The organism is Pararhizobium sp. LjRoot238, from assembly GCF_964252955.1.
In the GTDB taxonomy this organism is placed as follows: Bacteria; Pseudomonadota; Alphaproteobacteria; order Rhizobiales; family Rhizobiaceae; genus Pararhizobium.
This window is the reverse complement of sequence record NZ_CAXUPP020000001.1, coordinates 3,740,096-3,760,499: the sequence shown is the minus strand read 5'-3', so window position 1 is coordinate 3,760,499 and position 20,404 is coordinate 3,740,096. Positions and strand designations below refer to the sequence as shown.

General features: G+C 60.1%; 20 protein-coding genes. 15 read left to right on the top strand and 5 right to left on the bottom strand.

Going from position 1 to position 20,404, the window contains the following annotated elements; all coding sequences use genetic code 11:
- Positions 1–93: 93 nt before the first annotated feature.
- Genes ACSQ3F_RS18335 through ACSQ3F_RS18325 form a run of 3 tightly spaced genes read left to right on the top strand, consistent with a single transcriptional unit; the run spans position 94 to position 3,040 of the window.
- Positions 94–549, top strand: coding sequence for a transporter (locus ACSQ3F_RS18335; RefSeq protein WP_436101540.1), 456 nt, complete (start codon positions 94–96; stop codon positions 547–549).
- Entirely contained in the window at positions 546–1,556 is a 1,011-nt protein-coding gene (locus tag ACSQ3F_RS18330) for an NAD-dependent epimerase/dehydratase family protein (RefSeq protein ID WP_436101539.1), read from the top strand. The genes ACSQ3F_RS18335 and ACSQ3F_RS18330 overlap by 4 nt, the downstream gene beginning before the upstream one ends.
- A gap of 17 nt (positions 1,557–1,573) precedes the next feature.
- Positions 1,574–3,040: an aspartate aminotransferase family protein gene (locus ACSQ3F_RS18325; RefSeq protein ID WP_436101538.1), complete on the top strand. Its 1,467-nt coding sequence runs from the start codon at positions 1,574–1,576 to the stop codon at positions 3,038–3,040.
- Between the two features lie 52 nt (positions 3,041–3,092).
- On the opposite strand, the gene ACSQ3F_RS18320 is transcribed toward ACSQ3F_RS18325, so the two are convergent.
- The 3 genes from ACSQ3F_RS18320 to ACSQ3F_RS18310 all read right to left on the bottom strand — a co-directional run bounded on the left by ACSQ3F_RS18320 (position 3,093) and on the right by ACSQ3F_RS18310 (position 5,025).
- Positions 3,093–3,614 (bottom strand): OmpA family protein, encoded by a 522-nt coding sequence (locus ACSQ3F_RS18320; protein WP_436101537.1) that lies wholly within the window; start codon positions 3,612–3,614, stop codon positions 3,093–3,095.
- A gap of 227 nt (positions 3,615–3,841) precedes the next feature.
- Positions 3,842–4,423, bottom strand: coding sequence for a YceI family protein (locus ACSQ3F_RS18315; protein WP_436101536.1), 582 nt, complete (start codon positions 4,421–4,423; stop codon positions 3,842–3,844).
- Positions 4,420–5,025: a cytochrome b gene (locus ACSQ3F_RS18310; protein WP_436101535.1), complete on the bottom strand. Its 606-nt coding sequence runs from the start codon at positions 5,023–5,025 to the stop codon at positions 4,420–4,422. The genes ACSQ3F_RS18315 and ACSQ3F_RS18310 overlap by 4 nt, the downstream gene beginning before the upstream one ends.
- 189 nt (positions 5,026–5,214) lie before the next feature.
- Between ACSQ3F_RS18310 and tpiA the strand changes: the two genes are divergently transcribed.
- The 3 genes from tpiA to ACSQ3F_RS18295 all read left to right on the top strand — a co-directional run bounded on the left by tpiA (position 5,215) and on the right by ACSQ3F_RS18295 (position 8,417).
- Entirely contained in the window at positions 5,215–5,985 is a 771-nt protein-coding gene (tpiA, locus tag ACSQ3F_RS18305; protein WP_436101534.1) for a triose-phosphate isomerase, read from the top strand.
- Positions 5,986–6,191: 206 nt separating this feature from the next.
- On the top strand, positions 6,192–6,635 hold the full coding sequence (gene secG / locus ACSQ3F_RS18300; protein ID WP_436101533.1) for a preprotein translocase subunit SecG: 444 nt from the start codon (positions 6,192–6,194) through the stop codon (positions 6,633–6,635).
- A gap of 144 nt (positions 6,636–6,779) precedes the next feature.
- Positions 6,780–8,417 (top strand): CTP synthase, encoded by a 1,638-nt coding sequence (locus ACSQ3F_RS18295; RefSeq protein ID WP_436102183.1) that lies wholly within the window; start codon positions 6,780–6,782, stop codon positions 8,415–8,417.
- A gap of 379 nt (positions 8,418–8,796) precedes the next feature.
- On the opposite strand, the gene ACSQ3F_RS18290 is transcribed toward ACSQ3F_RS18295, so the two are convergent.
- On the bottom strand, positions 8,797–9,258 hold the full coding sequence (locus ACSQ3F_RS18290) for an Lrp/AsnC family transcriptional regulator (RefSeq protein WP_436101532.1): 462 nt from the start codon (positions 9,256–9,258) through the stop codon (positions 8,797–8,799).
- Positions 9,259–9,347: 89 nt separating this feature from the next.
- Between ACSQ3F_RS18290 and ACSQ3F_RS18285 the strand changes: the two genes are divergently transcribed.
- The 4 genes from ACSQ3F_RS18285 (at position 9,348) to ACSQ3F_RS18270 (ending at position 14,742) form a co-directional block, all read left to right on the top strand.
- Positions 9,348–10,325, top strand: a complete 978-nt coding sequence (locus ACSQ3F_RS18285) for a threonine ammonia-lyase (protein ID WP_436101531.1) — start codon at positions 9,348–9,350, stop codon at positions 10,323–10,325.
- A gap of 34 nt (positions 10,326–10,359) precedes the next feature.
- On the top strand, positions 10,360–11,598 hold the full coding sequence (locus tag ACSQ3F_RS18280; RefSeq protein ID WP_436101530.1) for an MFS transporter: 1,239 nt from the start codon (positions 10,360–10,362) through the stop codon (positions 11,596–11,598).
- Positions 11,599–12,349: 751 nt separating this feature from the next.
- Positions 12,350–14,077, top strand: a complete 1,728-nt coding sequence (locus ACSQ3F_RS18275; protein WP_436101529.1) for a GH32 C-terminal domain-containing protein — start codon at positions 12,350–12,352, stop codon at positions 14,075–14,077.
- Between the two features lie 92 nt (positions 14,078–14,169).
- On the top strand, positions 14,170–14,742 hold the full coding sequence (locus ACSQ3F_RS18270; RefSeq protein WP_436101528.1) for a transglycosylase SLT domain-containing protein: 573 nt from the start codon (positions 14,170–14,172) through the stop codon (positions 14,740–14,742).
- Positions 14,743–14,752: 10 nt separating this feature from the next.
- Here ACSQ3F_RS18270 and ACSQ3F_RS18265 read toward each other — a convergent pair whose 3' ends face one another.
- A complete protein-coding gene (locus ACSQ3F_RS18265) occupies positions 14,753–15,664 on the bottom strand; it encodes a LysR family transcriptional regulator (RefSeq protein ID WP_436101527.1) in 912 nt (303 codons plus the stop codon).
- Between the two features lie 140 nt (positions 15,665–15,804).
- Between ACSQ3F_RS18265 and ACSQ3F_RS18260 the strand changes: the two genes are divergently transcribed.
- The 5 genes from ACSQ3F_RS18260 to ACSQ3F_RS18240 all read left to right on the top strand — a co-directional run bounded on the left by ACSQ3F_RS18260 (position 15,805) and on the right by ACSQ3F_RS18240 (position 20,317).
- Positions 15,805–16,569 carry an SDR family oxidoreductase gene (locus ACSQ3F_RS18260; RefSeq protein WP_436101526.1) on the top strand — a complete coding sequence of 255 codons (765 nt, stop codon included), beginning with the start codon at positions 15,805–15,807 and terminating at the stop codon, positions 16,567–16,569.
- A gap of 159 nt (positions 16,570–16,728) precedes the next feature.
- Positions 16,729–17,622, top strand: a complete 894-nt coding sequence (locus tag ACSQ3F_RS18255) for a VOC family protein (protein WP_436101525.1) — start codon at positions 16,729–16,731, stop codon at positions 17,620–17,622.
- A gap of 2 nt (positions 17,623–17,624) precedes the next feature.
- Positions 17,625–18,464, top strand: a complete 840-nt coding sequence (gene kdsA / locus ACSQ3F_RS18250) for a 3-deoxy-8-phosphooctulonate synthase (RefSeq protein WP_436101524.1) — start codon at positions 17,625–17,627, stop codon at positions 18,462–18,464.
- A 134-nt stretch (positions 18,465–18,598) separates the two neighbouring features.
- The gene (gene eno / locus ACSQ3F_RS18245) at positions 18,599–19,873 is read left to right on the top strand and encodes a phosphopyruvate hydratase (RefSeq protein WP_436101523.1); all 1,275 of its coding nucleotides are present in this window, start codon (positions 18,599–18,601) and stop codon (positions 19,871–19,873) included.
- 135 nt (positions 19,874–20,008) lie between these two features.
- A complete protein-coding gene (locus ACSQ3F_RS18240; protein ID WP_436101522.1) occupies positions 20,009–20,317 on the top strand; it encodes an FtsB family cell division protein in 309 nt (102 codons plus the stop codon).
- Positions 20,318–20,404: the final 87 nt, after the last annotated feature.

The window sequence follows — 20,404 nt, the reverse complement described above, 5'->3', positions numbered from 1 at the left end:
AATAGCTACAATTTGAATTAAATAAATACGGGAATTTCACGGAATATACGGCTCTTGCATGTAGGTGTGGGGATGGGAACAGGGAACATCGACATGAAGTATATCGTATTCATTCTCTTCACCGTGCTCACCAACGCGGCAGCCCAGCTCATGCTGAAACAGGGCATGCTGTCGCTTGGACCTTTGAGCTTCACGGCTGATACTTTCATTGCCCGCATCTTCCAGGTGGTCTTCAACCCCTGGGTCTTCGCCGGACTTGCGACCTTCGTCATTTCGATGGCGTCGCATCTCTACGTCCTGTCGAAGGTGGAACTTTCCTTCGCCTATCCATTCCTCAGCCTTGCCTATGTGGCAGTGGCCGTCTTTGCCTATTTCGTCTTCCGCGAGGACCTGAACGCCTGGCGCATCGCCGGCATAGCGTTCATCTGCGTCGGAACAATCCTTATTGCCCAATCTGGCATGTCTGAGGCTGGCATTTCTTCCCACGACAGCCAGTCGTCGCTTGAAGCCGCGGGCGCAAAAACAGCAAAAATCGGGAGCGCATCATGAAGCATATCATTTTCGGCGGTGACGGCTTTGTCGGCCGTCATCTGGCTGAACGCCTCGTACAGGATGGCGAGGACGTTCTCGTCGCCGATATCGTCAAGTCCGATCTGCCGCACTATGCCCGCGCCCGGTTCGTCCGCTGCGACGTCACCAATCCGGACGATGTGATGAAGGTCGAGATCGGCCCGGACGACATGGTCTACAACATGGCGGCCAAGATGCTGTCGCCGCTGCAGGTGCGTTCCAAGCGCTGGGAATTCTTCTGGCCGGTGAATTACTACGGCGCCGAAAACATCATGAAGGCGACGGCCAAATCCGGCGCCAACCGGCTGGTGCAGTTCACCACCGACATGATCTACGGCCACACGGTGCAATCGCCGCAGACGGAAGACCATCCGGCCACGCCGCTCGGTGAATACGGCAAGTCGAAATGGGCGACCGAACAGCTGGCGGCCGAATGGCGCAAGCAGGGCATGAACATCTCGATTTTCCGCCCGCGCCTGATCATCGGCCCCGGCCGTCTCGGCATTCTCGAAAAGCTGTTCAAGCTGATCGACGCCAACCTGCCGGTGCCGATGATCGGCTCGGGCAAGAACCCGTATCAGTTCATCTCGGTGTTCGACTGCGCCGAGGCGGCCCGGCTTGCATGGAAGGGTGGCGTGCCGAACGAGGCCTATAATCTCGGCTCCGACAGCCCGCCGTCCGTGCGCAAACTGCTGGGCGATCTGATCGTTCACGCCGGCTCGAAGTCGTTCCTGCTGCCGACACCGGCTTTCGCGGTCAAGGCGACGCTCGCGGCGTTCGATTTCATCAACATGCCGATCATGGATCCGGAACAGTACCTGATCGCCGATGAAATGTGCATTCGCGAAACCGGCAAGCTGAAGCGCGAGCTCGGTTGGAAGGCTGAGTACAATGATGGCGCCATGCTGATCGCGGCTTATGACGAATATCGCGCCAAGAAGGCGGGAAAAGTTTACGCCCACACATCGACTGTGCCGGCGGAATGAACGAGGGGATCACCACAATGCTCGATAAGCCAGCCCGCGTCACGGTCGACGCGCCCGCCCTTGATGCCCCTGTTCTTGGCGGCGGCATCAAGAAGCCTGACCTCATCACCGTCGAACAGGCAAAGACCATGAGCCTTGCCGACATGACGACGCTCTTCAAGGATCACCTGAACCCGGGTCAGCTTCATTTCATGAAGTTGCTCGGCTTCAACAAGGTGAAGGTCGAGAGCGCCGAGGGCATGTACTACACCGACCAGAACGGCCGGAAGATCCTCGATTTCTTTGGCGGCTTCGGTTCGCTCGCCTTCGGCCATAACCATCCGCGCATCATCTCGGCCCGCAAGAAATTCCAGGACGAAAACCGCCACGAGATCGCGATTGCCTTCATGTCGCAATATGCGTCGGCGCTCGCCAAGAACCTTGCGGCAATCGCGCCAGGCGACCTCGACATGGTCTTCCTCGGCTCCTCCGGTTCGGAAGCGATGGAAGCGGCGCTGAAGGTGGCCGAACGTGCCGCCGGCCCGAAGCGGCCGCGCATCGTCTATGCCGAGAACTCATTCCATGGGAAGACCAAGGGTGTGCTGTCGATCACCGACGGCCCGCTTTATCGCGGCGAGTTCAAGCTGCTCGACAACAATGTCAAGGTACCGTTCGGCGATATCGATGCGATCCGCAACGCCTTCGAACGCGATCCGACGATCGGCGTTCTGGTGCTCGAAACCGTTCAGGGCGGCGGCGGCATCATTTCGGCTCCGCCGGAATTCTGGCGCGAGGTCCGTGCGCTCTGCGACAAGCACGGCGTGATCTGGGTCGCCGATGAAGTCCAATGCGGTATGGGCCGCTCGGGTCGCTTCTTCGCCTTCGAACATGCCGGCGTCGTTCCGGACGTGACGGCGCTTGCCAAGTCGCTGGGCGGCGGCAAGTCGGCCATGGCCGCGATGATCGCCAAGCGCGACGTCTACATGAAGGCCTATGGCACGAAGAACACCGCGATGATCCACGCCCAGGCCACTTTCGGCGGCATCGGCGAGGCCTGCATCACGGCGATCGAAGGCCTCAACATCATGTATGACGAGGACCTGATCGAGAATGCTGCGGTTCAGGGCGACTATTTGCTCGAGCGGCTGAATGCACTGAAGGCGAAATATCCGAAGATCATCAAGGATGTCCGCGGCCAGGGCCTGATGGTCGGGCTGGAGTTCCAGGATTTCAGCCAGACCCTGCCGATGGTCCTGCGCCCGGTCGTCGGCGTGCTTGATGACAAGCTGAAGGGCTCGCTCTCGGGCTTCATCGGCGCCCTGCTCTTGAAGGACTACGACACGCTCGTCGCCTTCACGGAGTACAATCGCAACGTCATCCGGCTCGAGCCGCCGCTGATCTGCGAACGTCAGCATGTCGACCGGTTCGTCGATGCGCTCGATGATCTGCTTGGCCGCGGCATTGTCCGCATCGTCAAGGATTTCATCGGCAGCCAGTTCAACTGAGTTCCATCGCATCCCCAAAAGAAGCCCGGCGTTCGCGACGCCGGGCTTCTTCCTATTTCAGCGTCGAAATCTCGACCCGGCGGTTGCGGCCGTCTTCGGGGCTGTCCGGAAAGAGCAGGGCGGTTTCGCCGAAGGCGCGCACGACCAGCCGTTGCGGGGCGATTTTGTAGTGCGAGACCAGATACTGCGTCGCCGAGGCCGCCCGTGCCCGGCTGAGCTGGAGATTGTCGCCGTCCGTGCCGGTCGCATCAGTGTGGCCGCCGATCACGAACCGGTAGGCGGCCAGCTCGCTCGATTGCAGCGCCTTTCCGACATTGTCGAGAAGCCGTTGCGCTTGCGGCGTCAACGCGGCGGAACCGAGGTGAAAGTTGACGGCGAGGTTGACCGTTGCCGCAAGCTTGTCGCCGTAGCTGTTGATCGTCTCCAGTTCTTTGGCACCGGCGATCTTCAAACCGCGTGTCTTCTCCTTCTGCACCAAGACGGGGTCGAGCGAGCGGACAAGAAGGTCCGGCGTTGCCGTTGTCAGAACGTCCTGAGCGCTTGCCGTCCCCGGAAGAATGCTGAAAGTCAACATCAACGATGTGAAGAGTTTACAATGCATCGATCCGCCCCGTGTTTGCCGGGCCATGCAGTAAATCAATAATGTTTTTCGAAGGATAAGAGCCCATCTATACACCGTCAATTCCCAAGCGGGATGCTGGAGTTTCGGCGCATTATGCGGTTTGAGATGTCCGCTGCCTTGTTACCGTGGTAACAAGGCAGCGGATGCTGAAACGACATGCTGCCGGCGAGCAGCTGGTCCTAATGCTTTTGACCGTTCACCGTCATGTCGAACTCCACAATGTTGGAATAGATCGGCAAACCGGCAGACATGCTATAGCGGTCGCGATAGATGCCTCCTTCGATATGAAAGCTGATGACGCGGCGGTTCCATTTCGTCAATTTCGCGCTGAAACGCTCGGTTTTGGTCGTGCCCTTTGCCGTGAGCTTACCCTCGATCTCGGCAGTGTCTTCGCCCGTCTGCGTGATCTTGGTCGAGCGGAACACGATTTTTGGATAATTGGCGGTGTCGAAAATCGCTGTTGAGCGCAGGAACTTCTCGATGCGTGGCTCACCGGTCTGCACGGTTTCGGGGAAGAGCGAGAATTCAACGACCGATTTGCGGATGTCCTTGCCATCCAGCCGGAATGTGCCGGAAAACTTGCCGAATTTCCCCGAGATGCCGCCGCCGCCAACTTGCGCGACCGAGAAGTTGATCTGCGACGATCCATCGATATCGTACCGCCCGGCCGCGTCGTCGAGAGAGGGCGCACGCGCCTGTGCGCTCGTCGTCACGAGGACCAGCGCGCAGGCGGCGAGGCATGGCCCGTAAAATTGTCTCATCGATCGGTTCCTTCCGGCTGTTGATGGGCGTTGGACGCCGCACCCCGCCGGAATATTCCAAGCATCCGCCGCAAAACATCGTCCCGATGCCAGAAGTGATGCAGCAGACCGGCGGCCGCGTGCAGGATCACGAGACCGGCCAAGCCGTAGGCGAGCCAGGCATGCGCGTCGCTCCAGAATGTTTCGGCAGCCTCCGACTTTTCCATCGGCAGATGCGGAATCAGCACCCGGTTGAAAAACAGGGTTGGAATATTGAGCGTCGAGGTCGAGGCGATCGCCCAGCCGGCCATCGGGACGGCGATGGTCAATACCAGGAGAAGCGCGTGGGTCACCGAGGAGCCGCGCCGTTCGAGGGCAGAAAGGCTGGCAACGGGGTCAGGATGGATATTGCCCAGCCACCAGACGAGCCGGAAGAAGGCCAGCGCCAGCGCCGTCATGCCGAAGGACTTGTGCCATTGATAAAGCGAGAACTGCAGCCCCGGATCGATATCCGGCCTGGTCATGACGTAGCCCAGGACGATCAGGCCGATGATGAGCAGGGCGATCATCCAGTGGAGAACGATCGTGCCCCATCCGAAAGTATCCTGCCGGTTGCGTAGCATCGTCGATCTCCGGTTATGCAATAGCAAAAGCCAACCATCGTTCTTTGATGACCTCCGGGCAAGCGACAGCGTCATCACAGTTTCGATATCGGAGCGTTATGAATCGCTCTCGCTCAGCGACAGCTTTCCTTTGCCCGGCATATTTGCTAGGCCGTTGCCGGGAAACGACTATTGCCGTGAGGAGATCGCATGACGCCCGAAATACGTCCGCTTGTGGCCGGAAACTGGAAAATGAACGGTCTGCGGGCGTCGCTCGACCAGATCAAGGCGATGGCGGAAGGCGTCAAGGGAGCGTGGTCCGAAAAGGTTGAGGCACTGATCTGCCCGCCGGCGACGCTGCTCTATGTGGCAACCGCTCTTTGCGATGACAGCCCGCTTTTGATCGGAGCGCAGGATTGCCACGAAAAGGCCTCCGGCGCCCATACCGGCGATATCTCGGCCGAGATGATCGCTGATTGCTTCGGCACCCACGTGATTGTCGGCCATTCCGAGCGCCGCACCGACCACGCCGAGAGCGACGCGCTGGTGCGCGCAAAAGCCGAAGCAGCGTTCGCGGCCGACCTGGTCGCTATCGTCTGCGTCGGCGAAACCGGTGACGAGCGCAAGGCAGGCCAGACCCTGGACGTCCTGAAACGCCAGCTCGCCGGTTCCGTACCCGACAGCGCCACCGCCGAAAACACCGTCATTGCCTATGAGCCGGTCTGGGCGATCGGCACCGGCCTGACGCCGACGGCCAAGGATGTCGAGGAAGCGCACGCCTTTCAACGTTCGGAACTTGTTGCGCGGTTCGGCGCTGCCGGAGCGAAGATGCGCATTCTCTACGGTGGATCGGTCAAGCCGGGCAACGCCAGGGAACTGATGGGCGTTGCCAATGTCGACGGCGCGCTGATCGGCGGTGCCAGCTTGAAAGCCGAAGACTTCCTCGCCATCTACCGGGCGTATGAAGAATTGATGGACTGAGCCTGCTGATCGAGGGGCAGGGGCTTTTAATGCGCGGTGGCTTGGTATATGCAGCCGCCAACACTAATCTTTCCCGCGTGGAGCGGATGCCGAAACTCGCCTTGGCAGTTTCCGTGCGTCCCCCATGCTGGCATCATTCGATTGCGCTTCCGGTTCTGGGCTTCCCAAAGCCGGACGAGGCATGATCTAAGGCAGGACTGGACAAAATGCAGACCGTATTGCTTGTCATCTATCTCATGGTTGTGCTGGCGCTGATCGGCGTCGTGCTCATTCAGCGTTCCGAAGGCGGCGGCCTCGGCATTGGCGGCGGTTCCGGCTTCATGTCCGCCCGCGGCACGGCCAATGCACTGACCCGCACCACGGCGATCCTTGCCGCTCTGTTCTTCGTCCTGGCGCTTAGCATGGGCATTCTCGCCCGTTACCAGCCCGATGCGACCGACGTTCTAGACCGGATCCCCGGCACGACCAACAACGGCAATGGTGTTCTCGATTCGCTCGGCGGCGGCACGACCCCGCCGGCAGGTGGGACCCCCGCGCAGTCCGGCGCCAATACCCAGAACCCGGCAACCGAGACCCCTGCGACGCAGACCCCGGCAACGACCGAGACCAAGCCGGCAACGTCCAGCTCGGATGTTCCGACCGGCCAGTAAGGCCAATGCAAGATTGAACCGCCGGCGGAAGCCAGTCTTCCGCCGGTTTTCTTTTGTTTGAATTCCGCCGCCTAAGCCTTTTGAACGGAAAAATTCTGGAAGATGAATTTTTCGGTGGCGGAATCATTTTTGAAACGGTATCCGGTGAAGCCCATGGCGCGATATGTATTCATCACTGGCGGCGTGGTTTCTTCCCTTGGAAAAGGGATTGCCGCAGCCGCTCTCGGAGCGTTGCTGCAGGCCCGGGGCTACCGGGTGCGGCTTCGCAAGCTCGACCCCTATCTCAACGTCGATCCCGGCACCATGAGCCCGACGCAGCACGGCGAAGTGTTCGTGACCGACGACGGCGCGGAGACGGATCTCGATCTCGGTCACTACGAGCGCTTTACCGGCCGCTCGGCGACCAAGACCGACAACATCACCACCGGCCGCATCTACAAGAACATCATCGACAAGGAACGGCGCGGCGATTACCTCGGCGCGACCGTCCAGGTCATTCCGCACGTCACCAACGAGATCAAGAATTTCGTCACCGAAGGCAATGACGACTACGACTTCGTCATCTGCGAAATCGGCGGCACGGTCGGCGATATCGAGGCGATGCCGTTCATGGAGGCGATCCGCCAGCTCAAGAACGATCTGCCGCGTGGCACCGCAATTTACGTTCACCTGACCCTGATGCCTTATATCTCGGCGGCCGGCGAACTGAAGACCAAGCCCACCCAGCATTCGGTCAAGGAACTGCAGGCGCTCGGCATTCATCCCGATGTCCTCTTGGTGCGCGCCGATCGCGAAATCCCGGAAGCCGAACGCCGCAAGCTCTCGCTGTTCTGCAACGTCCGCCCATCCGCCGTCATCCAGGCGCTCGATGTGGCGAGCATTTACGACGTGCCGATCGCCTATCACAAGGAAGGCCTCGACAATGAGGTCCTGGCCGCCTTCGGCATCGAGCCGGCGCCGGCCCCGCGTATCGAAAACTGGATGGACGTCGCAAACCGCATCCGCACGCCGGAAGGCGAGGTGACCATTGCCATCGTCGGCAAGTACACCGGCCTCAAGGATGCCTACAAGTCGCTGATCGAGGCGCTTTATCACGGTGGCATTGCCAACCGCATCAAGGTCAAGCTCGAGTGGATCGAATCGGAAGTCTTCGAACAGGAAGACCCGGCGCCGTATCTCGAGAAGGTCCACGGCATTCTCGTGCCCGGCGGCTTTGGCGAACGCGGCTCTGAGGGCAAGATTTTGGCTGCCCGCTTCGCCCGCGAGCGCAAGGTGCCCTATTTCGGCATCTGCTTCGGCATGCAGATGGCGGTCGTCGAAGCCGCCCGCAATCTCGCCGGCATCGAAAAGGCGTCCTCGACGGAATTCGGCCCGACCGGTGAGCCGGTCGTCGGCCTGATGACGGAGTGGGTGAAGGGCAACGCGCTGGAGAAGCGCGCCGCCTCCGGCGACCTCGGCGGCACGATGCGTCTCGGCGCCTACAAGGCGAGCCTCAAGAAGGGCACCAAGATCGCCGAAATCTACGGTTCGACCGAGATTTCAGAGCGTCATCGCCACCGCTACGAAGTGAATGTCGACTACAAGGACCGTCTGGAAGCCTGCGGCCTCGATTTCTCCGGCATGTCGCCGGATGGCGTTCTGCCGGAAACCGTCGAATACCGGGATCACCCGTGGTTCATCGGTGTTCAGTACCATCCAGAACTGAAAAGCCGCCCGCTCGACCCGCACCCACTGTTTGCAAGCTTCATCGAGGCGGCCGTCGAGCAGAGCCGGCTGGTTTGAGGAATACAGCGCCGGTTTGCATCCGGCCTCCGCCTTGAATGTCGAACATTTTTAGTCGCAAAAATCGCCCGCAAAAGTCAGACTTTTGCGGACGATTTTTTGCGACGGAAACGTCCAGAGTTTCCAATAGGTGGAGCTTGTCGCGAAATTTAGGGAGTTGCGCGATAAGCCGATATTCGTTGAAGGCTTCGGTGCGAATGCTTCAGACCGTACTGGTCGAGCCGAAGTGGGCAGGGCAGATGACGCCGGATGATTATCGTGGCCTCACGCTGTTTATTGACAGCCACGTGACCCCTTATGGTCGCATCGATCTTGACTTGAACCGCAGGATCAATTTTGACAGGCTACGCTGCGTAGGCCACGCCAGTAAAAAGCATTTTTATTCAAGGACGGAAAGTCCCAAGCCGTGCTTGACCGTTTTGAGTGCGATCAGGCTCTTGTATTTTCGCACGAGCGCCTGTTGCTCACCCATAAGTCGCTCAATGAAGGCATTGTATTCCTCAAGGTTGCGGACGGCCACAAGCAAAACATAGTCCATGTCGCCGGTGACATACCAGCATGACTGAACTTCAGGCGCACGGTCCAGCCATCGCTGGAATTGCTCCAGCGTGTGTCGATGTTCGTTTTGGATTTCAAGCTCAACCAGAATGGACAAGGTGCGATCAACGGCTTTTGGACTGACCACCGCCACGATCTTCTGGATGATGCCATCTTGCTTCAGTTTGCTGATTCGGCGTTCGATGGCCGAGGTGGAAAGATTGACCGCGTCAGCAATGGCCTTGCCGGGAATGTCGGCATTCTCCTGCAGCATCGAAAGAATAGTTCGATCAATATCGTCCACAGCGTATAACCAAGCCTATATGCAGAAATTCCGCTATAAATTTGTCATGAGCGCGGTTTTTCCGCGCTGAAAATTCATACCATCTCTCCATGACAAAACAAGCACCTCTTTCAGCCGTCAAAATTGACGATGCCCGCAAGAAAATCGATCCGATTTTCCTGAATACCAATGTGTTGCGCTCCGATAGGCTCGCGCTGTCGCTTGTCGCCAAAGACGAAACGGAAAATCCGATCCGCAGCTTCAAGGGGCGCGGTACGGGGTATTTTCTCGCCGACCTCGCTGGCGACAGAACTCCTTTGGTCACGGCATCAGCCGGGAACTTCGGTCAGGGACTTGCTTATAATGCCGCGCGGCATGGGCGATCTCTGATCGTGTTCGCCAGTATGAACGCCAATCCGTTGAAAATCGAAGCCATGCGCAGGTTTGGGGCGGAGGTCTTGCTCACCGGAGAAGATTTTGACGCTGCAAAGGAGGCCGCCAAAAGTTACGCCGTCGAACGGAACCTGCAGTTCGTCGAGGACGGAGCGAGCGCAGCCATCGCTGAAGGGGCAGGAACGATTGCGGCTGAGTTGACTGAAGAGGTCGAAGATATTGACGCCGCTTTCATTCCGCTTGGCAACGGTGCTCTGGCGGCCGGAATAGGATGCTGGTTCAAATCACGATCACCGCGAACAAGGGTCGTGGCCGTTGCCGCAAAGGGCGCGCCTTGCATGGCTCTTTCCTACAAATCGGGTGACGTGATCTCGACACCGGAGGCACGCACGATTGCCGATGGAATTGCCGTCCGGATTCCCGTCCCGTCGGCCATCGGCTGGCTTAAAGACACGATCGATGACGTCGTTCTCGTGGATGACGATCAGCTTCTGGATGCGATGCGATTTGCTCATGAAACATGGAAGCGTCTCGTCGAACCAGCCGGGGCGGCGGGGCTCGCAGCTGTTCTTGCGCAGGCATCTGCCCTGAAAGGCTGCCGTGTAGCGACTATGTTGTGTGGTGCTAACCTCACGGATCAACAGATCAAGGTATGGCTTCCATCTGCCGTAATGGACGGCGCCAGTGCTTGTTAGAGCAAAGCAAATCGATTTTTAGCGGTTCCCCATCATGTCTGGACTTATTTCGCCGCGCGCAGGCGCTTTTCGCTATGCCGGCTTTCGTCATTATTGGATTGCCCGTTTCCTCGGCAGCTTCTCCGCCCAGATCATGGGTGTGTCGGTGGGCTGGCAGGTCTATGACCTCACGCGCGACCCCTTCGATCTCGGCATCGTGGGCCTCACGCTGTTCCTACCCGCCTTCCTGCTCGTGCTGGTGACCGGCGCTGTCGCCGACCGCTTCAACCGCGTGCTGATCATGACGGGCTGCATCATAGGCGAGGGGTTGTGCGCGCTGGCCTTGCTCATGTTCACCATGATGGGGGAGCACGGGGTGGCGCCGATCTTCTGTACGCTCGTCGTGCTCGGCACGCTGCGCGCCTTCTTCGGGCCGGCACAGCAATCGTTGATGCCCAACCTCGTACCGGCGGAAGATCTCGCGAGCGCCATCGCCTGGGGCACGTCCTCCTGGCAGATTGCTACCGTGTTCGGGCCGGTCGCCGGCGGCCTGCTCTACGGTATCTCGCCCGAAGTTGCATACATCACCTCCTTCGTGTTGCTTGCCGTCGCGACGGTCCTCGCGGCAGGCGTCCGCGTTTTGGCGAGCGCCAAGGGCGCCTGTGAGAAGGAGAAGCCGAGCTTCGAAACCCTGGTGGCCGGCTTCCGTTACATCTGGAAGGAGAAGATCGTGCTCGGCGCCATCTCCTTCGATCTTTTCGCCATGCTGCTCGGTGGAGCCTCAGCGCTGCTGCCCGTCTATGCGCGCGACATTCTCACCGTCGGCCCGTGGGGGCTCGGCCTTCTGCGCGCAGCGCCTGGCATCGGCTCGATCCTTGTGGCGGCCTTCCTGTTGCGCCATCCCGTGAAAGACCATGCCGGCTTAATCATGTTCGTCTGCGTCGCCCTTGTCGGTTTCTTCATCGCCGTGTTTGGCGCCTCGACGGAAGTCTGGCTGTCGGTGCTGGCGCTCGGCCTGCTGGGCGGCTTTGACATGGTGAGCGTCTATGTTCGCGAGACGCTGATCCAGCTCTGGACGCCCGACGCCGTGCGCGGACGTGTCAACGCGGTGAACATGATGTTCCTAGGCGCCTCAAACGAGCTTGGCGAATTCCGCGCTGGCATCTCAGCCTGGGCCTTCGGTGCCGTGCCGGCGGTGATTATCGGCGGCGCGGCGACGATCGGGGTATCGGCTCTGTGGTGGTGTTGGTTTCCGCAATTGCGGAAGGCGAGGCATTTGCGGGGACCGGTGTAGGTTTTTTTCGCTTATCGACGAGGGCTTGTGTTGCCCCTCATTGCCCAAAAGACATTCAAGGTAGGGTCTGTCGGCCCGACCTATGTTCTCGATTGGATCTCTCTTGGCATTGTTTAGCGAGAAACCAACGCGATGCCCTCTTGTCGCAAAATCGGATTTTTGCGACAACAGCATTCTCCGAAAAAATCATCCCCGCAAATCCCCGCCCGGAAAACCTGTGTCATGATCATGGCGTCCTGTCACGGATACACCGCAAGACGTTTGCGGCGAGGCAGGGCTGGCGCTCCACGGGAAGCCTCGTGGCCTTCGATCAGGAGGCTGCGAACGTCAGGCGGACCGGAAGGAGAGCCCCCGGAAAATGGATCCCCTCCGTCCTTCTGGGGCGGGCGCATCTGTGGGTGCACATGTCGGGACAGGACGCGTGACGTACCGGAACCGTGATGCTTAATGCCGGAACCGGAGACCTGCGCCACGAAGTCGTCCCGAGGCAGAGGGTCCGAAGTCGGGGTCTGTAGGGAGGAAAGCTCCCGAGAACGCCAAACGGGGCGCTGGAAGGCGTCACATATGTTTATTCGTTAGAGACGGTTTCCAGTGCCCCGTCCGGATGAATGCATTTTCGAAAACCACGGCGTTCGGCGCGCGGGGACGTTTCGGGCTGCCAGCCGATTGGGGATTGCCTTCTTTACATCCCGATCTTCGGCGCTAGGTCGCTGTTGCAGAGGATCGGATTGGATGAAGGAGTGGAGCGGACATGACGGGCGATACAGCGCAGGCGACAACGGTCGAGACGCTGCGCACGCTGCGGGCCGAGGTGCCGGTCAGCGCGACGCTGCATGTGTGGTTGAAGGCGACAGGCGCGGACGCGCCGGGCACCATGGCCTTCGTCCTCAATAGTGAGAAGATCGGTGATGTGTCGGTCAGCAATTCCGAGGAATACGTCTTCCGCACTTTTGTCGCGGTGAGCGGCGGTGATCTCGCCTGCGTCTACGACACCGCGACGACGGCTGTCTCCGTCGCCTATTTTTTCAATGCGGCGGAGGTCGTCGACAAGGGCATTACGGTCATGCACACCAGTGTCGCCAACGCCCCGGCGCCGGTGCCGCACGGTTATCATTTCCGCCCGCCCTTCGGCTGGATGAACGACCCGAACGGTTTTGGCCGCTTTGGCGGGCGTCCGCATCTGTTCTACCAGCACTATTCGCACGGGCTTCGGTGGAACACGATGCATTGGGGGCATGCGATCTCCACCGACTATATTCATTGGCATCACATGCCGATCTTCCTGTTCCCGTCCGAAGATCTGACCGCGCGGCCGGATCGGCGGGGCGGAGCGTTTTCCGGCTCTGCCATTCCGTTGGAAACCGACGCAGGTATCCGCGTCTTCTTCACCGAGCAGGTGAGCGAACGCATTCCGGAAACGCAGATCCAGTTGACGGCGACCTCGCACAACATCATTACCGCCAGCCAGGCCGAAGTGATCCTGGCGAACAGGCCGTCCGGCTTGGGACTGACGCTCGATTTCCGCGATCCCTATGTGGTCAAGGGGCCCGACGGTCTGTGGAAAATGGTCCTCGGCAGCCTCAGCCATCAGGGCGGCGTCATTCTTCTCTATGAGACGGACGATCCGACGGCGGCAGATGGCTGGCGTTTCGCCGGCACGCTTCTGCTGGAGGAACGGTTCGGGACGGCCGTCATCGAATGTCCCTGTTTGATCCCGCTGGACGGACCGGCGGATGGCCCCGAGACCCGTTGGGGACTGATCTACGGCCTGATGAACAGCTTTGAAAAGAAGACGGGACGCAAGAATTTGACCCTTATTGCCGTGGGCCGGTTCGATGGCGTCCGATTCTTGGCGGAGTTCGAACAGGAACTCGATTTCGGTACTGACAATTATGCCTTCCAGGCTTTTGTCGATCAGGGCACGGCGGTCGGCATCGGTTGGCTGGCGAACTGGGCCGACGTTTCCCACACGATCGATTTTCCGACGGCCATGACCCTGCCGCGCAACCTGCTGCTTCGGGACGATGAAATTTTGACGCCGCCTGTTTCGGCGGTTGAGACTTTGCGGGCGCGGCTGGTCGATGAAAGCCGGCTGATGGCCGGAGACGTGGTGGCGTTTGACAATGGCGCCGTCGAGATTGTTATCGACCTGACCGAGCCGGGCGCCGCCTTCGAACTGGTATTTGATCATCGCTTGGTGACGCTTGGCGTCAGTGTCAGCGGGCAGGGGCTGTCCATCAACTATGCTGCACCGGAGCAGGAAACGGGGCCGAGTTACATTGCGACCGGTGCGAGGCCGCAGAGCCTGCGCATTTTCCTCGATGTCGGTTCGATCGAAGTCTTCGCCGATGGCGGCCGCTGGGCCGGAACGAAACGGATCGAAGGCTTCGAGCCGGTCCGGTCCGTCCGTATCGCCTCGGGCGTCGGCGCCATCCGATCGGCCCGCATCCATGCATTGAAACTGAACCGTGCAGGCTGACGGCACGCCGAAACACCGCATCAAATTTATCTAAAAACGTCTCTTTAACGTTTACCGGTTAGTAATCTCTCCAAGTGTGAGAGACCTGAGCGATGCGTATTGCGTTTATCGTCGCCCTTCTGCTTCTGGCGGGGTGTGCGACCGCCCCGAGAGAAACAAGAAACGCCTGCGCCATCTTCGAGCAGCGCGATGGCTGGTTCAACAACTGGCGGCGGGCTGCCGAGCATGCGGAGCGGCAATATGGTGTTCCCGTGCCGATCCTGATGGCGACGATTTATACCGAATCCGGTTTCCGCCCGAATGCCCGGCCGCCGCGCACGAAGCTTCTCGGCTTCATTCCCTGGAAGCGCCAGTCGAGCGCCTACGGCTTCTCGCAGGCGCTGAACGGTACGTGGTCGCAGTACAAGCGAGAGACCGGCCACTGGATGGCACGCCGGACGAAATTCTCCGACGCCGTCCATTTCGTTGCCTGGTACCACAACCAGAGCAGCAAGAAGAACGGCATCGCCCGCAACGACGCCTACAGCCTCTATCTCGCCTATTACCTGGGAGATGGCGGTTATGCGAAGGGCGCCTGGCGCGGCAATGCGCAACTGCAGCGCGCGGCGCAACGCTCGGCAAACATTGCCGGCACTTATGCCAAGCAGCTGCGCTCGTGCGACTGACCCAGATGCCTCACTTTGAAAGCGCAGGATCCCAATAGGGCGGAGTGCCGAACGCGGCACGCAGATGATCGGCGAGCGCCCGCAGTTTGACAGAGGGGCGCCTGCCTTCCGGGTGCGCGATGTGGATATATTCGAGCTCCGGCTGGACGCCGATGTCGATGGTCTCAAGTTTGCCCGCTTCCACCGCTTCCCCGACCGCGAACATCGGCACGAGCGCAATCCCCAGCCCGGCGACGGCCGCGTCCCTTATCATGTCGCCATTGTTGACACCAAACCCCATCTGCCCGCGCACGAGGACTGTCCCGGCGGGAGTAGGGAAGCGCCAGTCGGCGACGCCCCGATTGGTGTAGAAGATGCCGCGGTGCCGTTCGAGTTCCTCGATCGAGCCCGGCTTTCCATTTTCCCTGATATAAGCCGGGGAGGCGACGAGCACCCGGCGGCTCGGCGCCAGCCGCCAGGCCATCAGCCGCGAATCGGCGATCGGTCCGTTGCGGACCACGGCGTCGTAGCCGTCAGCGGCCGCATCAACCCGCCGGTCATCGAGGTCAAGCGTCAGATGCAGCTTTGGATGTGCCGTCAGGAACGGGTAGAGTGCCGGCCCGAGATGCATGCGCCCGAAGGTCACCGGCGCCGAGATCCGCAAGGGCCCCGAAATCGTCCCACGCCGTTCGGCCATGTCGGCCGTTGCCTCCTCAATCTCCTGCACGATGCGGTTGGCACGATCGAGGAAGGCGTTGCCATCTTCTGTGAGCGTCAGCTTACGCGTCGTGCGATGCAGCAGCCTTGCGCCAAGGCCGCGCTCCAACTCGGCCAGCCGTTCGCTGACCACCGACTTCGATAGCCTGAGACGCCGCGCCGCCTCGCTGATCGAACCGCTTTCCGCGACTGCGACAAAACTTGCAATGCCGTCGAGCTTCATCATCGTTCGGTTTTTCCGGATACGAGTTCCATGATTTGCAGACTAATCCGAACGAAGAAAGAAGGCCATATTCGCCTCAAGCAAAGGGTTTGAAAGAGACGGCCAGACGGCGCCTCGGCCCAAAGCAAAAGAGGATGAAGATCATGGAACGCCTGTCTCAGAAAGTTGCAATCGTCACTGGCGCCAGCGCCGGCATTGGTCGCGCCACCGCCAAGCTCTTCGCAGCCGAAGGTGCCAAGCTTGTCGTCGGCGCCCGTCGTCAGAACGAGCTCGATGAACTCGTCGCAGAAATCAAGGCCGAAGGCGGAGACGCCGTCGCCCTTGCCGGTGACGTCCGTTCGGAAGACTATGCCAAGGCTCTGGTGGAACTGGCCGTCAAGACCTATGGCCGCCTGGATATCGCCTTCAACAATGCCGGAACGCTCGGCGAAGCCGGTCCTTCAACCGGTGTCTCCGAGCAGGGCTGGAGCGATGCCATCGCTATCAATCTGACCGGCTCCTTCCTCGGGGCCAAGCACCAGATTGCCGAAATGGTCAAGCATGGCGGCGGCTCGGTGATCTTCACCTCGACCTTCGTCGGTTACAGCTTTGCTTTCCCAGGTGTCGCCGCCTATGCCGCCTCCAAGTCCGGCCTGATCGGCCTGACGCAGGCTCTTGCGGCCGAATTCGGCCCGCAGGGCGTGCGCATCAACGCCATCCTGCCCGGTGCCGTCGATACCGCGATGTACCGCGAGATGAACAACACGCCGGAATCGCAGTCCTTCATCACCAACCTGCATGCCCTGAAGCGCGTCGCAGCCCCGGAAGAGCTCGCCCGCTCGGTTCTGTTCCTCGCCTCCGACGATTCCGCCTTCGTGACCGGCACCGCCTCGCTCGTCGATGGCGGCGCCTCGATCACCCGTACCTGATCGGCGATTTCGTCGATACAATCACAAAGGCTCGGCGCGCCGAACGCCGGGTCTTTCACGTTTAGCCCGTCGCCCGCGACAAACTCGATTGAACATTTCCTTGAAATCGACGGTCAAAACGGGCAAAGCACCTGCCGAAGGCCAGTCTCAGGAAATGTCATGACCGCAGCCACTCGCACAACCCGCCTGCTCGACCATCTGGTATTGCCGGTTGGAGACCTCTCGGCGGCGAGGCAGCGTCTGGAAATGCTCGGCTTCACGGTCGCCGCCGATGCGCTTCACCCCTTCGGGACAGAAAACGCCTGCGTCTTCTTTGCCGACAAGACCTATCTTGAGCCGCTGGGGATCGCCAAGCGCGAGGAATGCGAATTAGCAGCGCTCGCCGGCAACGTCTTCGTCGCCCGCGATCAGGCCCATCGATTTCGCCGGGGTCAAGATGGGTTCTCGGCAATAGTGCTCAGCACCGATGATGCGGCGGCCGATCATGCTCGCTTCCGCAAAGCCGGTATTTCGGCCGGCGAGATGCTGGAATTTTCCCGCCCGATGACGCTGCCGGATGGCTCGCAGGCAACCGGCAGTTTCCGCCTTGCCTTCGCCGCCGATCTGCGTTCGCCGGATTTCTTCTTTTTTACCTGTCAGCGCGTGATGCCGCTTCCGTCCGACAGGTCGGCGCTCGAAACTCACGCCAACGGCGTCATCGGCCTCAGTGAGGTCGTTCTGTCGGAGCCGAACCCCACCGATTTCCAGTACATCCTGCAGGAAGCGGTCGATGAGCGCGCGGTTTCCGCGCATTCCTTCGGCATGGACATCGAAACGCGCAACGGCGTCAAGATTTCCGTCCTCAATCAGGCCGGCATGTCCGGCTTCTTCGATCGCAAAACGCCGGGTCATTCCCGCGGTCTGCGCGGCCGCGCCGTCGTCTTCAAGGTCGCCGACGTGTCAGCGACCGAGCATCTTCTCACTGCCAACGCGGTGTCCTTCACCAGAAAAGACAATCGCCTGATCGTTCCGGAAGCGCCGGGGCAGGGTGTCATTTTCGTATTCGGAGAATAATCATGCAGGCAAATGCAAATGTAGTCGCCGGCAGCGGCGCGGGCCAGGTCGTGTTTTCCAACGCCCAGAAACTGTCGCTGATTGCCGGTCCCTGCCAGATGGAAAGCCGCGATCATGCCTTCATGATCGCCGGCACGATGGTTGAACTCTGCAAGTCGCTCGGTATCGGCCTCGTCTACAAATCCTCCTTCGACAAGGCCAACCGCACGTCGATCGCCGGCAAGCGCGGCATCGGGCTTGAAAAGGCGATGGAAATCTTCGCTGACCTGAAGGGGGAATACGGCTTTCCCGTCCTGACCGACATTCATACCGAGGAGCAGTGTGCACTTGTCGCCCCGACGGTCGACATCCTGCAGATTCCGGCCTTCCTCTGCCGCCAGACGGACCTTCTGGTCGCCGCTGCCAAGACAGGCCGCGTCATCAACGTCAAGAAGGGCCAGTTCCTCGCGCCTTGGGACATGAGGAACGTGCTTGCCAAGTTCACCGAAAGCGGCAATCCGAATGTGCTGCTCTGCGAGCGCGGCGCCTCCTTCGGCTACAACACGCTCGTCTCCGACATGCGCTCGCTGCCGATCATGGCTGGCCTCGGTGCGCCGGTCGTATTCGATGCAACCCACTCCGTGCAGCAACCGGGCGGGCAGGGCTCGTCCTCGGGTGGCCAGCGCGAATTCGTCGAGACGCTGGCTCGTGCGGCCGTTGCCGTCGGTGTCGCCGGCGTCTTCATCGAGACGCACGAGGATCCGGACAACGCACCGTCCGACGGACCGAACATGGTGCACCTCAAGGACATGCCGCGGCTTCTCGAGACGCTGCTTGCCTTTGACGCGATCGCCAAGCGCTGAATGCGGCCTTTGTGAAATTTTCTTGAAGGCCAGGGCGCGGGGGAGCAATTGCCGCGCCCGCCATTGTAATTTCCGGTCCATGAATTATGACAGGACCATCCGTCCACCACCATGTTTGAAGCAGGGAAGAGATCATGACTGCAATCATCGACATCATCGGCCGCGAAATTCTCGACAGCCGGGGTAACCCGACCGTCGAAGTCGACGTCCATCTCGAAGACGGCAGCTTTGGCCGCGCCGCCGTTCCCTCGGGCGCTTCGACCGGCGCGCATGAAGCCGTCGAACTGCGCGATGGTGGCACGCGTTATCTCGGCAAGGGTGTCGAGAAGGCTGTCGAAGCCGTCAACGGCGAGATCTTCGAAGCCATCGGCGGCATGGACGCAGAAGACCAGCTCCATATCGATGCGACGATGATCGAACTGGACGGCACGGCCAACAAGTCGCGTCTCGGCGCCAACGCCATCCTGGGTGTGTCGCTCGCCGTTGCCAAGGCCGCTTCGGAAGCCTCCAACCTGCCGCTCTTCCGCTATGTCGGCGGCCCGAACGCCCGCCTGCTGCCGGTGCCGATGATGAACATCATCAACGGCGGCGCCCATGCCGACAATCCGATCGACTTCCAGGAATTCATGATCCTTCCGGTCGGCGCTGATACGCTGCGCGACGCCGTTCGCATGGGCGCGGAAGTTTTCCACGTTCTCAAGAAGGAACTGTCAGCCAAGGGCCACAACACCAATGTCGGCGACGAAGGCGGCTTTGCGCCGGGCCTGTCGAGCGCGTCGGAAGCCCTCGATTTCATCATGAAGTCGATTGAGAAGGCCGGCTACACGCCGGGCGAGGACATGTTCCTCGGCCTCGATTGCGCCTCCACCGAATTCTTCAAGGACGGCAAGTACGTCATGGAAGGCGAGGGGCGCACGCTGGAGCCTGGCGCGATGGCCGAGTACCTGGCGGAGCTTGCTGCAAAGTACCCGATCGCCTCGATCGAGGACGGCATGGCCGAAGATGACTGGGACGGCTGGAAGATGCTGACCGATCTCGCAGGCAAGAAAGTGCAGTTGGTCGGCGACGACCTGTTCGTCACCAACTCCGCGCGGTTGCGCGACGGTATCAAGATGGGCGTCGCCAACTCGATCCTCGTCAAGGTCAACCAGATCGGTTCGCTGTCCGAAACGCTCGACGCTGTCGAGACCGCCCACAAGGCCGGATACACCGCCGTCATGTCGCACCGTTCCGGCGAAACCGAGGATTCGACGATCGCCGACCTCGCAGTTGCCACCAATTGCGGGCAGATCAAGACCGGCTCGCTGTCGCGCTCCGATCGGCTTGCCAAGTACAACCAGCTGATCCGTATCGAGGAACAGCTGGGGCCTCAGGCGAAATATGCCGGCCGCTCGATCCTGCGCGGCTGATTCGGTCACGCGCTGAAATGATGAAACCCGCGTCTGGAAACGGACGCGGGTTTTTTGTTGCCGCCTGTTATGGTCAACGGTCGGTTAATCAATGACCGGTAGGATGCCTGTGTATTGCGTATCAGGGCATGATCGATGTGGACCAAACACCATAAGAAACGGAAGCTCGGGCGGTTTGTCATGCCGCTGATCGCCGTCGCTTTTCTCTCCTATTTCGGCTACCATTCCATTCATGGCGAGTTCGGCTTGAAGGCGACGGAAAAGTTCGACCGCCAGCGCGTCGAGCGCCAGACGCGTCTGGACGAGCTGACCGAGCAGCGCAAGACGCTGGAAAAAGAAGTGGCGTTGTTGAGCGATGGTTCGCTCGAACGAGACATGCTGGACGAAAAGGCTCGCTTCGGGCTGAACATGTCGCGCGCCGATGAAATCGTGATATTTCACTGAGTTCACGAATTAACCGAAATCTGGTTAATCATAAATTGTATAATAAAATCATATATTTATAAAGAATATAAGCCATGCAAATATGGC